Source organism: Microbulbifer sp. TB1203 (genome assembly GCF_030997045.1).
Lineage (GTDB): Bacteria > Pseudomonadota > Gammaproteobacteria > Pseudomonadales > Cellvibrionaceae > Microbulbifer.
In genome coordinates this window covers 1,940,330-1,952,899 of record NZ_CP116899.1, presented here as the reverse complement: position 1 = coordinate 1,952,899, position 12,570 = coordinate 1,940,330, and the positions used below count along the sequence as shown (strand labels likewise).

At 56.3% G+C, this 12,570-nt stretch carries 10 protein-coding genes; 4 read left to right on the top strand and 6 right to left on the bottom strand.

All coding sequences use genetic code 11. The annotated features are described in order from the left end of the window. The first annotated feature begins 258 nt into the window (after window positions 1-258). Together PP263_RS08365 and PP263_RS08360 are read left to right on the top strand one after the other, a co-directional pair. Window positions 259-2,007: an RHS repeat-associated core domain-containing protein gene (locus PP263_RS08365; protein WP_308367944.1), complete on the top strand. Its 1,749-nt coding sequence runs from the start codon at window positions 259-261 to the stop codon at window positions 2,005-2,007. A 2-nt stretch (window positions 2,008-2,009) separates the two neighbouring features. After that, window positions 2,010-2,540: a hypothetical protein gene (locus tag PP263_RS08360; protein WP_308367943.1), complete on the top strand. Its 531-nt coding sequence runs from the start codon at window positions 2,010-2,012 to the stop codon at window positions 2,538-2,540. Between the two features lie 307 nt (window positions 2,541-2,847). Here the strand turns inward: PP263_RS08360 and PP263_RS08355 are convergent, their stop codons facing one another. Continuing rightward, a complete protein-coding gene (locus tag PP263_RS08355; RefSeq protein WP_308368583.1) occupies window positions 2,848-4,074 on the bottom strand; it encodes an IS256 family transposase in 1,227 nt (408 codons plus the stop codon). A gap of 79 nt (window positions 4,075-4,153) precedes the next feature. On the opposite strand from PP263_RS08355, the gene PP263_RS08350 reads away from it, so the two are divergent. Together PP263_RS08350 and PP263_RS08345 are read left to right on the top strand one after the other, a co-directional pair. Beyond that, window positions 4,154-4,297, top strand: coding sequence for a hypothetical protein (locus tag PP263_RS08350; protein WP_308367942.1), 144 nt, complete (start codon window positions 4,154-4,156; stop codon window positions 4,295-4,297). Between the two features lie 452 nt (window positions 4,298-4,749). Beyond that, a protein-coding gene (locus PP263_RS08345) for an IS3 family transposase (RefSeq protein ID WP_308363956.1) occupies window positions 4,750-6,302 on the top strand; the annotation gives its coding sequence in 2 pieces (ribosomal slippage) (window positions 4,750-5,203 and window positions 5,203-6,302; 1,554 coding nt in all). On the opposite strand, the gene PP263_RS22695 is transcribed toward PP263_RS08345, so the two are convergent. From PP263_RS22695 to PP263_RS08325, 5 genes are all read right to left on the bottom strand, one after another. Then, a complete protein-coding gene (locus PP263_RS22695; RefSeq protein WP_374693704.1) occupies window positions 6,258-6,515 on the bottom strand; it encodes a metal-dependent hydrolase in 258 nt (85 codons plus the stop codon). The two genes, PP263_RS08345 and PP263_RS22695, sit on opposite strands and share 45 nt — an antisense overlap. Before the next feature lie 169 nt (window positions 6,516-6,684). Further along, window positions 6,685-6,861: a hypothetical protein gene (locus tag PP263_RS08340; RefSeq protein WP_308367941.1), complete on the bottom strand. Its 177-nt coding sequence runs from the start codon at window positions 6,859-6,861 to the stop codon at window positions 6,685-6,687. Between the two features lie 172 nt (window positions 6,862-7,033). Beyond that, the gene (locus PP263_RS08335) at window positions 7,034-8,716 is read right to left on the bottom strand and encodes a non-reducing end alpha-L-arabinofuranosidase family hydrolase (protein WP_308367940.1); all 1,683 of its coding nucleotides are present in this window, start codon (window positions 8,714-8,716) and stop codon (window positions 7,034-7,036) included. A gap of 593 nt (window positions 8,717-9,309) precedes the next feature. Then, window positions 9,310-10,809: a CoA-acylating methylmalonate-semialdehyde dehydrogenase gene (locus PP263_RS08330; protein ID WP_308367939.1), complete on the bottom strand. Its 1,500-nt coding sequence runs from the start codon at window positions 10,807-10,809 to the stop codon at window positions 9,310-9,312. 211 nt (window positions 10,810-11,020) lie between these two features. Further along, window positions 11,021-12,355, bottom strand: coding sequence for an aspartate aminotransferase family protein (locus PP263_RS08325; protein ID WP_308367938.1), 1,335 nt, complete (start codon window positions 12,353-12,355; stop codon window positions 11,021-11,023). Window positions 12,356-12,570: the final 215 nt, after the last annotated feature.

Genomic DNA, 12,570 nt, shown 5'->3' with positions numbered 1-12,570 from the left:
TTTATTGATAAAAATGCCCAGCAAAGCCGTCCTTGGCGACCGTTCATACTGTAGGAGCGGCCAACCATTACAGAGAAAAGTAAACAGCTCTCTCTCGCACCCCCACTCGTCGGCCAGCGCTGAGTCACTGTCTTGTATTTGGTGTAGAAGCGCAACAGGTCTGGTCGTATAGTGGCCTCAACCGCCTGACCAGCGCCAAAGTGGGGGATCGGGAAGCCCGGGCGGTGCAGCTTCGGGAATATCATTCATAAATCCGATGTGGGTGACTACCGCTACGGCAGCCAGTGCGCCGATGGCTACGGCCCCCACGCTGTCTGTGAAGCCTCCGACGGCGTGGCTTACCAATACGATGCCAACGGCAATATGGAAAGGGAGTACTACATCGAAGGCGAAGCCACAAGGCGCAGCCTGTGGTACAGCACCTTCGACAAGCCGCTGTGGATCGAAAAGGATGGTCATGTCACCGAGTTCCAATACGCTCCCGACAGAAGTCGTTACCTGCGCATAGATACCGACAGCAGTGGCAGGCGCACCGAGACCCGCTATATCGGCAACGTGGAGAAGATCACCCGTCCCGATGATACCGTAGAGATAAAACGCTACCTGCCCGGCGGCGCCGTGGTGACCATAACGGCCGATAAGCGGGAAAGCCGCTACCTGCACAAGGATCACCTGGGATCGGTGGATGTGATTACCGATTTCAAAGGCTCAGTGGTGCAGCAGATGTCCTTCGATACCTGGGGGCAGCGGCGGAATGCGCAGAGCTGGAACGCACTGATTACAGCTGAACTGAAGGGTTTCGATAGCAGTCTCACTACCCGGGGATATACCGGGCACGAAATGCTGGATCAGGTGGGCTTGATCCATATGAACGGGCGGATCTATGATCCGAGGCTCGGGCGGTTCCTGCAGGCGGATCCGTTTGTGCAGGCAGCGTCGGATACGCAGATGTTCAATCGGTATAGCTACGTGCGGAATAATCCGCTGAATGCTACGGATCCGAGTGGTCACTTTTTATTCGAGCTGTTTGCTGTAGCTGCGTCGGTCTGGCTTGATCAGCAGATCATTAAAGCTATGCCGGACCCCATGGCACAAATGGTGCAGATCATTGGTACCGCGGTGACGAGTGCTGTGTGTGGCCCATGCTCAATAGGCTGGAACGCATACTTCAGTGCACAGCGCGGCTATGCCAAAACAGGTGACTTCGGTGCGGCGTTACGTGCAGGTGCCATATCGGCTATTAGTTCTGCTGCCTTTTATGCCGTTGGAACCTATGTGCCCGAAGGAACCGAACGTATCTTTGCTCATGCTATGGTCGGTGGAGTAATGGCTGAGCTCCAAGGCGGTAAGTTCGGGCATGGATTTACTGCTGCAGGGTTTACGGCATTGGCAGCTGATGCTGGCCTTATGGGGGAACCGGGACAAGGGCCGACTTTTGACGGAACTCTTACAGCGGCGGTAATTGGCGGGACGGCTTCTGTTTTGTCGGGGGGTAAGTTCGCAAATGGAGCTGTAACTGGTGCATTTAGTTATGCGTTAAATCATTCATTACATCAGAGAAAATCTTGCTCAGGCCAGATGTGTCATGGGTCAGTGTCTGGTGATAAGAGAAGTTTATGGGAAAAACTTACTTCTTGGCACTTTGAGGGCCGTGATGCAAGGAATGCAAAGTTTGAGTCGTTGTCACTGGAGGGTGTCTCTAATAGTGAGGAATGGAGCGAGATGTCAGGAGTGCAAGCGTCGGCTCATCAAGATCCAAGCACCAAAAGTCTCGAGCGTAAGTTTATTCATAATTCTTCCGGCGCGGAATTGGTTTTTAATGGGGATACTGGGGCATTACTAACAAATCCTGCATATAAAGGGACATATAATTATATTAATGCTGTTGCATGGAAGGATGTAGATGGCCCCTTAAGTTTTGGTGCGTTTGTAGTAAAGGGGGCTGGGCATTTTGCGGTGGATTACGTTCCTTGGGCTTTAGGTGGAAATGTACGCGGAGATGGATAGGTATGATGTATGGAATTAAAATATATCGAATTTTTTCTATAATTGGCGCAGCTCTTTGTTTTTTGGTCTCTGGCTGCATGGTGGAGTATTATGAGCTTGAGCATGCGCCAACAAAGATTTTTTTGAAGGGAGTGTCGAAAGAGGATGTTGAGGGAGGTGAAGAATATTCATTGGATGGGGTTCTTTTTGTTCCTTTTTTTAATAAATTGACGGTTTCGTATCCTGTCCCTGAATCTTATATGAGGATTTATAGTCTGGATAGGGAAGACGTTAAAATAGAAAAGGCGATTCTTTCTTGTGGGGGGGAGATCTATGCTTTAGAGTTGGATAAGGAGGTTCGACTTAAAAAAAACGAAAAGGGTTATTTTTCAGGGGGAGTTAAGCTATTCGATGGTAGCAAATTTGATGTGAGCAGGTTGTCAAAAGGGGATGTTGTGAAATTGGAAGTTTATGTGACGGTAGATGCGAGGCGTGAGAAGCTAACGTATTTTTTGGATCTGGTTGAGCATCGAGGAATAGATTGGCCGACTTGAAGGTATATCTCGGGTAAAGATAAGAAGGATGTCCTTGGTGTCAAGTTGAATCGCGATAAAAATCACAACTGGCCAAAAACAGGGAGAAAGTCCGGCCACAGCCGGTGTGGGATTGGGTGTCGTTTACTTCCCGGAGAACTTGCCGGACTTCCTTGATGGCTGGGTGTAGAGGCGAGTTATACGGCGTTGGATTCCGAGCAGAAGGTTGGTGACTTCGACAATAAAGGCAGAAACCAGCCTGGATTTCCAGGCCAGCTACAGCCCGAGAGGCTGTAAATAATTCTGTGTAACCGCCCGTACCAGTTGGTTACTGGTAATCGGTCAAGCGATCACCAAATTCAATCATAAAACGGTTCAGTGCTGGCTTCCAGTTGCGGATGGGCATCGTCCACTTTTTCGCTGCGGACTGCATGGCCAAGAAGACTACCTTCATCGCCGAGTCGTCCGTTGGGAACACCTTCCGCTGTTTCGTCGCCTTGCGGATAACGCTGTTTAGGGACTCAATGGCGTTGGTGGTGTAGATCACTTTCCGGATCTCTGGCGGATACTCAAACAGAGTGATCAGGTTTGGCCAGTGGGTTGCCCAGGACTTGCTGATCTGCGGGTACTTGTCGTCCCACTTCTCCGCAAAGCGCTCCAGCTCCGCGTGTGCTGCCGTTTCGGTAACTGAGGTGTAGACCTCCTTCAGGTCAGCCGTTACGGCCTTGTAGTCCTTCCAGGAAACGTATTTCAGCGAGTTACGGATCATGTGCACAATGCACAGTTGAACCTTGGTCTCCGGGTATTCCGCCGCGATGGCTTCCGGGAAGCCTTTCAGGCCATCCACGCAGGCGATCAGGATGTCTTGCAGTCCGCGGTTCTTCAGCTCGGTGAGTACGGATAGCCAGAACTTGGCGCCTTCCGTTTCCGCCAGCCACAGACCCAGCAGCTCCTTCTGTCCCTCCATGTTGACGCCAAGGGCGACGTACATGGCCTTGTTGATGACCCGCTTGTTCTGGCGGATTTTCAGAACGATGCAGTCCAGGTAGACAATCGGGTAGACGGCATCAAGGGGGCGGCTCTGCCACTCGGTGACCGTCTCCATGACCTGCTCGGTGACCTTGGAGACGAGTGTTGCCGAGACGTCCGCATCGTACATCTCCTTGAAAGCATCCACGATATCGCGGGTGCTCATCCCTTTCGCGTACAGCGCCAGAATCTGGTTGTCCATCTGCGTCAGGCGGGTTTGCCCTTTGCGCACAAACTGGGGCTCGAAGGTGCCAGAGCGGTCTCTGGGGGCATTGATCTCGACTTCGCCGTGCTGGCCCTTCAGGCGTTTGGAGCTGGTGCCGTTGCGGCTATTGCCGGAACCACGCCCTACTGGATCATGCTTGTCGTAGCCCAGGTGGTCGTCCAGCTCCGCGCCTAGCGCCGCCTCCACTGTCATCTTCACCAGCTTCTGGGTAAGGTCGTTCAGGTCGGCCTCGGACTTGACGCCCTTGGCCAGCTCAGTGACGTGGGCTTTGAGTTGTTGTTCCAGGTCGTGGTTTTTCATTGTTCTGCTCATAGTATCCTCTGGTGCAGAGTACGGAGGCATGAGCAGTTACACAATTTAATTTACAATCTCCAGCCCGATGGAGAACCTGACGTTCACCTTCGACGCAACCAACCTGTTGGACGACTACTACCAGAGCTATTACGAGTATCCGGATATCTACAACTTCGGCTCGTCCATCTACAGTCGTACCTTCGCACTGGGCGCGCGCTACTCCTTCTGATACAGCGCTACTACGCGGCACGTTTGAGGCAGCCCTTGGGCTGCCTTGTTTGTTTTTTAGGAAGGCAACCGGCAAGCTGTTCGGTGGAAGGAGAAAAAAGTGAGAAGTGAGCAATTGCAGCCAGCTCGTTAACCCGATATCAGATGTCAGGTTTCCGGCGCCGGCCGCTATTCATTTTTCGCACGATAACGCCTTGTCAGTGCGCCGAGAGTGCCGATCACAAGCCCCGGAATCAAAACCCAGAAAAGTTCTGAAGATATCACTCGCAGCCCATTTTCCGTAAAGAAGGCGCCAACGCCAATCGGGGAAACCTGGATAGGCCGGTAGGGAAGGAAAATCCTTTCCGAGCTGAACGGCCAATACAGGGCTACGCCGAGTCCCCCCTGTGTCAGGATAGTTGTCGCCTCTACTGAACCGAAGAAGCCAAGACAGGGGGCGGTAAAGAGGAGCAAATGCCCCGTTATTCCACAGAACGCAAAGCCTCAGTGTTGAAGAAGCTGCTGCCGCCGGAGAACCGGCCCATCCCGGACGTCGCGGCGGAAGAAGGCATCAGCGAAGGCACCCTGTACAATTGGCGCCAGCAAGCCAAAGAGAAGGGTATACCGGTGCCGGGTAGTGGTAAACAGAGCGAAGATTGGTCGGCGGAAGCCAAGTTCGCGGTCGTCGTTGAAACCGCCAGTCTCAGCGAAGCCGCGCTGAGTGAGTATTGCCGCAGCAAGGGGCTGTACCCGGAGCAGGTACAGGCCTGGAGGGCGGCCTGTATTCAAGGCACGTTGACCGATGCCGAGCGCCGCAAACAGGAGCGGGAAGAGGCGCGGCGGGCCAAGAAGCGCATCAAGGAGTTAGAGAAGGATCTTCACCGAAAGGAAAAGGCCCTCGCGGAAACGACAGCGCTGCTGGTGTTGAGAAAAAAGCTGAATGCCCTCTGGGGAGAGGACAGCGGGGAAGAATGACCCCGGCCCCGGAGCGGCGTCAACTGATTGGGTGGATAGAAGAGGCTGTGGCTGCGGGTGCCCGCAGAGGCCGGGCCTGTGCGGAGGTTGGGATCAGTCTGCGGACCCTGCAGCGCTGGACTGCCCAGGGGGCGCCGCAAGAAGACCGGCGACCCGATGCACAGAGGCCAGAGCCACACAACAAACTGGCGGAAGAGGAACGGCAGGCGATCCTGGCCGCGTGCAACAGTCCGGAGTTTGCCAGCAAGCCACCGGGCCAGATAGTGCCCACGCTGGCGGACCGCGGCGAGTATATTGCGTCAGAATCGAGCTTCTACCGAACGTTAAGGGATGCGGACCAACTGCATCATCGCGGACGGTCGAAGTCCAGGAAGAAACGCAAGGCCCCCGCCACCTTTGTGGCCGAGGCGCCCAACCAAGTGTGGACCTGGGACATCACCTATTTGCCGTCATCGGTGAAGGGGCTGTATTACTACCTGTATCTGGTGGAAGACATCTATAGCCGTAAGGGCGTGGTCTGGGAAGTACACGAGAGCGAGTCCGGCGAACATGCGGCGGTGCTGATACAGCGGGCTATGCTGCGGGAGCAGTGTTTTTGCAGTCCCCCGGTATTGCACTCCGACAACGGCGCGCCGATGAAGTCGCAGACCTTGCAGACCAAGCTGTACGATCTGGGCATCCAGGCTTCGCACAGTCGCCCACGGGTGAGCAACGATAACCCCTACTCGGAATCGTTGTTCCGCACGGTGAAATACTGTCCACGCTGGCCCTCGGAGGGCTTTGCTTCACTGGACGAGGCGAGGCAGTGGGTAGAGAGATTTATGCACTGGTACAACCACGAGCATCTGCATAGTGGCATCAAGTATGTCACCCCGGCGGACAGGCATGACGGCAAGGATGTGGCCCTATTATCCGAGCGGGAGAAAGTCTACAAGCTGGCGAGGGAAAGAAATCCATCGCGCTGGTCTGGAGAGACAAGGGACTGGACACCGGTTGGTGCAGTGGCCCTAAATCCACAGAAAGAAGAACCAGAAACCAAAGTCGCAGCGTAACGAAAAAAGGCGACAACTATCTTGAAAAACGCCGAACCCCCGGTGCCCCCATTGCGATTCGTAGGGGATGCCAAACTTAAAGGCAACAACGTCCAGGTCGGGAAGTACGGAGAGTGCGGCTGCGACGACGAGTAGTCGAATATTGATCGAACCACTTTTAAAAGCAGCGTAAATCACAGCGGGAATGATGACATGGGAAAAGGCTGATGCCATCCTGCGACCTCGAATCTCCTGGTCTGTTTTTTCTGGCTCATATCTCTATTTGACGAGGTAGTCTGCAGGAAAGTCGTTATCCTTGTCCACTGCAATTTGGAGCTGTACGGAACCAAATGTAGAGATGTCCCCGTGCGATGTTGGGGTGCGCGGAGCGCATCCCAGAGGATCAGCTGCTGCTGGGAAATGTAAACTGCACCCCCTCCCGCACCCCACTAGCCGGCCAGCGCTGGGTCACTGTCTTGCGCTTGATGTAAAAACGCACCGAATCCGGCCCGTAGGCGTGCAGGTCGCCGAACAGGGAGCGTTTCCAGCCGCCGAAGCTGCGGTAGGCGACCGGTACCATGCCCACCTTGATATTGTCGGAGAAGTAGCGTTCGGCCTCGTCGTCGCGGGTAAAAGAGCGTAACTAATTTTCTCATGGTCATAGCGGTATTCCCATCAACGCTGATATTAATTCTATAAAAGAATTGCAGCGCCCTTCGTTACAAAGGGCACTGCTTTATCGGGAGTACAGATTAATTGGTGGTTAACAAGCCGAGTTTCCACGGCAGCAGGTTGTAATCCACGTTAGTGCTGTTGGGATCAACGCCCTGATACAAATACTGCATATTGCACGCGTCGATTTCCATTTTCTGGTCATAGCCGGCCCGGATCATTTCACCGTGGCTGATATCGTTTGTCCACCGGCCACCGGGGAAAGAAACATTGCTTGAGCCCACAAAGGGATCGGACTCCGAAGTCTTATAAGCCGTCCAGGGTCCGTCCAGGCTGCTCGAGGTCCAGGCTCTGAAGAAGCGTGGACCTGATTGCCAGCCTTCCACCATCAGAAGGTATTTGTTAAGCCCCTGCAGTTTATACACATTGGCGGCTTCAAACAGCACGTTCTGCGCACCGGACATGACTGTTGTGTAACCACTGAAGTTCGGGAAATTGCCAATGGTGGTTTTGCTCATGTACAACGCGCCGTCATCCCGCGAGAAGAACAGGTAACAATTCGCATCATCACAAATCACCCAGAAATCCAGGGAACCATTGGGCTCTCCAGCTAACAGGGTTTGCGGCGAGGTCCAGCCGTTCGGATTAGTGATGTCCGTGTTGGTCGAGTATTTACCGGGCCATTGCGAAATGAGGTACCACTTGTTCTGAGGCGCGAAGTAGAACACTTGCGGAGCGACGGTGGAACTTCCGCCGGGTGCAAAGTTAAGTTGATCCGCGGCGGCCGCTTGGTTGAAATCGGTAAAGTTCAGGTAAATGGATCTATAGGCAGTGTCATAAACCGTCGAGATTACATGATACCGACCATTGTAATTAATGATCGTCGGGTCCTTCACCGATACCTTGCCGTTCTTCGGTGTGATTAACGGTTGACTGGAGGTCCAGTTCAAGGAACCGGGCAGATCGCATGCCTGGCCGTTGCCCGAGACGGGGCCGAAGTTGATGTGGCCGTTGCAGTGCAGCCATTCGGTGTTCGAACCTCCGCCACACTGGTTGTTGCCCCAGGCGCCGGTGTTCTCGCTCTGGTTCTCGGCCTGGCGGACTTGGCCGTTGACCTGCACGAAATCAATCTGCACGTCGGCATCGCCGTCGTTGTCGTTGGTGAAGGCCACGATGACATCGCCTTCCAGGTTGGTGGTGGCGGTGTAGTCCATCATGGCGGTGGTCAGCGTCCAGCTCTGCACATCGGTGCCGCCCACCCGCAGGGTGATCGACTCGGTGCCGGTGGTGCCGAGGGCGCGAACGGTGATCGCGTTGTTACCGCCGGAACTTGAACTGCTTGAGGAACTGGAACTGCTCGAAGAACTACTGCTCGAAGAGCTGCTGGATGAGCTGGAACTTGTATCACCGTCGCCGCTGACCGTGACACTGACCGCGGACAGGTTGCCGGGCGAGGCGGTGAAACCGAACGTCGCCGAGGCGCCGGGCGCTATGTTGGCGTTCCACGCGGCCGGCCCGATCACGAAATGGTTCCCGCTGCTCCACTGGATCTGCGCGCTCCAGATGTTGTTGATGGAGATGGCCATGTCGAATTCGGCCGTCCAGTTCGACAGCGTACTGCTGCCGTCGTTGATGACCGTCACTTGGCCCTCGAAACCCGAGCCCCAGTCGTTGACGATGGTCATGGAGCCTTGTGCGGCGTGGACCGTCGGCCACGCCAGGCACAAAAGTACTGCAGCTAGGCTGCGCTTGATAGCATTCATAGCAAACCCCTCCTCATTAGCGTGACTTGATCCAGTCCCGCGCCGTCTTCGCGCCGCAGAATTCGCAGTGTAAGGACGTTACTTTTTACTGGAAGTCAGGCTCAGTAATTACCTGCAGACTTATCGTCCCAGGTAGTTCATCAGCCAGGTCATGGTTGTTGAGAAAGGCGCACAGGGAGCGCCGGAAAACTGGGGTGGCGCAGTTGGCGTGGGTGGGTACAAACGGGGACAAGCGTGGATTTTTTCATTTTCTCAACGGTCGCCGTTGTCGGGCGGAACCCGCGGCGACACCTCTCCTTTTCGCTGTTTGCCGCAGGCTCCCTTGCAACAACCCCGGAAGTGTCTCGGCGATGTGGTTATTATTGATTTCCGTTGTACTGCCGGAAAATGGTACCGCTACCATCAATACTCACATCATGAGATAAGGTGTGTCAATAGTATTGTATGAGAAATTTTTTCGGGCGCTGATTGCATCGTGTCGGTCCAGCTTCGCGACCATTGCCTGTTGTGATGAGATTCAGTGATTTGTGCAATTGGCACAAATTTGATCGCGGCCGTGGGCCGCTCCTGCAGGTTAGGTTGTTCTGCGAGTCTCAGCCGTTACTGGGAAAAGTAAACTGCACCCCCTCCCGCACCCCACTAGCCGGCCAGCGCTGGGTCACAGTCTTGCGCTTGGTGTAAAAACGCACCGAATCCGGCCCGTAGGCGTGCAGGTCGCCGAAGAGCGAGCGTTTCCAGCCGCCGAAGCTGTGGTAGGCCACCGGTACCGGCAGGGGGACGTTGATGCCCACCATGCCCACCTTGATATTGTCGGAGAAGTAGCGTGCGGCCTCGCCGTCGCGGGTGAAGATGCAGGTGCCGTTGCCGTATTCGTGGGCGTCGACGATTTCCATCGCCTCCTGCATGGTTTTCGCGCGCATCACACACAACACCGGGCCGAAGATCTCGTCGGAGTGAATGGTCATTTCCGGGGTGACTTTGTCGAACAGGCAGGCGCCCAGGTAGTTGCCGCTTTCAAAGCCGGGTACTGTCAGGCCGCGGCCGTCCACCACCAGTTCCGCGCCTTCCTCCAGCCCCTTGGCGATATAGCCTTCGACTTTTTCCTTGTGCGCGCGGGTGACCAGCGGGCCCATATCGTTGCCGTTGTCCATGCCGTCGCCCACTTTCAATTTGGCGATCTGCTCTTTGAGTTTTTCGATCAGTGAGTCGGCGGTGGCGTCGCCCACGGCGACGGCGACGGAGATGGCCATGCATCGCTCGCCACAGGAGCCATAGGCGGCGCCCATCAGCGCGTTGACCGCGTTGTCCAGGTCCGCGTCCGGCATTACGACGGCGTGGTTTTTCGCTCCACCGAAAGCCTGTACCCGTTTGCCGTTGGCGTTGCCGGTGGTATAGACGTACTCGGCTATCGGCGTAGAGCCGACGAAGCTCACCGCCTGTACGCGGGAATCGGTGAGCAGTGTGTCCACTGCCTCTTTATCGCCGTTGACCACATTGAGCACGCCGGCGGGTATGCCCGCCTCCAGCCCCAGTTGGGCGATAAACAGCGCGGAGCTGGGGTCGCGCTCCGAGGGCTTGAGTACAAAGGTGTTGCCGCAGGCGATGGCCATGGGCCACATCCACAGGGGCACCATGGCCGGGAAGTTGAACGGGGTGATGCCGGCACAGACGCCCAGGGGCTGGAATTCGCTCCAGGAGTCGATGGCGGGGCCGACGTTTTTGCTGTGCTCGCCTTTTAATAGCTCCGGTATGCTGCAGGCGTACTCCACATTTTCGATACCGCGCTGCAGTTCGCCCATGGCGTCGTTGAATACTTTGCCGTGTTCGTGGGTGATCAATTGGCAGATTTTCTCTGCATTCTCTTCCAGCAGGTCCTTGAGGCGGAACATGAGCCTCGCCCGCTTGATTGGCGGGGTATTGCGCCAGGCGGGGTAGGCGGCCTGGGCCGCGGCGATGGCTTCGCCCACGGTGGCCCGGCTCGCCAGGCATACGCGCGCGCTCACTTCATTGGTGGAGGGGTTGGCAATGTCCTGGTGGCGGTCGCCTTCGCGGTTGACCTGTTCGCCGTTGATCAGGTGGCCGATGGTGTTCATGGTTTTGCTCCTTCGGGTTGTCCCGCTTTCACGTCGGGCCTTTTCATTCTTTGCTCGTCATACCGGCGCAGGCCGGTATCCAGTTTTGTGGTATATGGGTTCCGGCCTGCGCCGGAACGACGAATGAACGATGTAGGAGCCTACTTGCAGGCGAATATTTCGGGGCTTCGTTTTAGCCTTTTTTCGCCTGCAAGCAGGCTCCTACATGGGATCAGTTAATTTCTTTCAGGATTTCCGCCAGCGTCTGCGCAATCTGATCTATCTGTGCCGGTTGGATAATAAACGGCGGTGCCACGGCGATGGTATCTCCGGTCCAGCGCAGCAGTACACCGCGCCGGTAGGCCTCCAGCACCACTTCCATCGCGCGTTTGCCGGGCTCGCCGTCGCGGGGTTGCAGTTGGATGGCGCCGGCCAGGCCGTAGTTGCGAATATCGATCACATGGGGCTCGCCTTTCAGGCCGTGCAGGGCATCCTCGAAATGGGGGGCCAGTTCCCGGACCCGCGCGAACAGGGTTTCCCTTTCGTAGATATCCAGGGTCGCCATGGCCGCGGCGCAGGCCACCGGATGCGCGGAATAGGTATAGCCGTGGGCCAGTTCGGGGATATGCTCCGGGCCCTGCATAAAAGCGTCGTAGATGCCCTCGCGGACAAACACTGCACCGAGGGGAACTGCGCCGTTTGAGATGCCCTTGGCGGTGGTCATGATATCCGGCTGTACGCCGAATTCCTGCGCGGCAAACGCGGAGCCGGTGCGGCCGAAGCCGGTGATCACTTCGTCGAAGATCAGCAGGATATGGTGCTGGTCACAGATTTCCCGCAGGCGCTGCAGATAGCCTTTCGGCGGTAGTATCACCCCGGCGGAGCCGGCGAAGGGTTCCACCATCACTGCGGCAATATTTTCCGCCCCCTGGAGATTGATGATATCCATCAGCCGCTCGGCCATGCTCGTGCCGCCGTGTTCCGGCAAGCCTCGGGAAAAGGCATTTTCCGGCAAAAGGGTATGGGGGAGGTGATCCACGTCCAGCGCCGGGCCGAAGGTTTTGCGGTTGCCCACCATGCCGCCCACGGAGATGCCGCCGAAGTTCACCCCATGGTAGCCCTGGGCGCGGCCCACCAGGCGGTTCTTTTCCGGCCGCCCCGCGACGCGCCAGTAGGCGCGGGCGATTTTCAGCGCGGTGTCCGCGGCCTCGGAGCCGGAGTTGCAAAAGAAGACCCGGTTCAGATCGCCCGGCGCCATGTCCGCCAGACGCCTGGCCAGCTTGAACGCCAGCGGGTGACCGAATTGGAAGGCGGGAGAGTAGTCGAGGGCGGTGAGCTGCTGGGCTACCGCGTCGGCGATTTCCTTGCGGCCGTGGCCGGCGTTGCTGCACCAGAGGCCGGAGAAGCCGTCCAGCACCGAGCGGCCGTCCGCCGTGGTGTAGTGCATGCCCTCAGCGCTGACAAACAGCCGCGGTTCGGACTTGAAGTGGCGGTTGCCGGTAAACGGCATCCAGTGGGCGTCGAGTTCCTCGTTGCTCAAACCGGCGCGAATGTCGATCTGGGCCATGATTCACCTCTGTTTTTGTTTGCTTGAGGGGAGTCTAGGGGTGGTTAATAAAGTTTACAATAGTTGAATGATCATTCGGTTTGGTGCGGAATTGGTAGAGCTGTGGAGGGTCGTTCAAATTGAGCCTTTATTGATTCGTCATACCGGCGCAGGCCGGTATCCAGTCCTGCACCGCTGGGTTCCGGCCTGCGCCGGAACGACGAAAATGTTGTTGT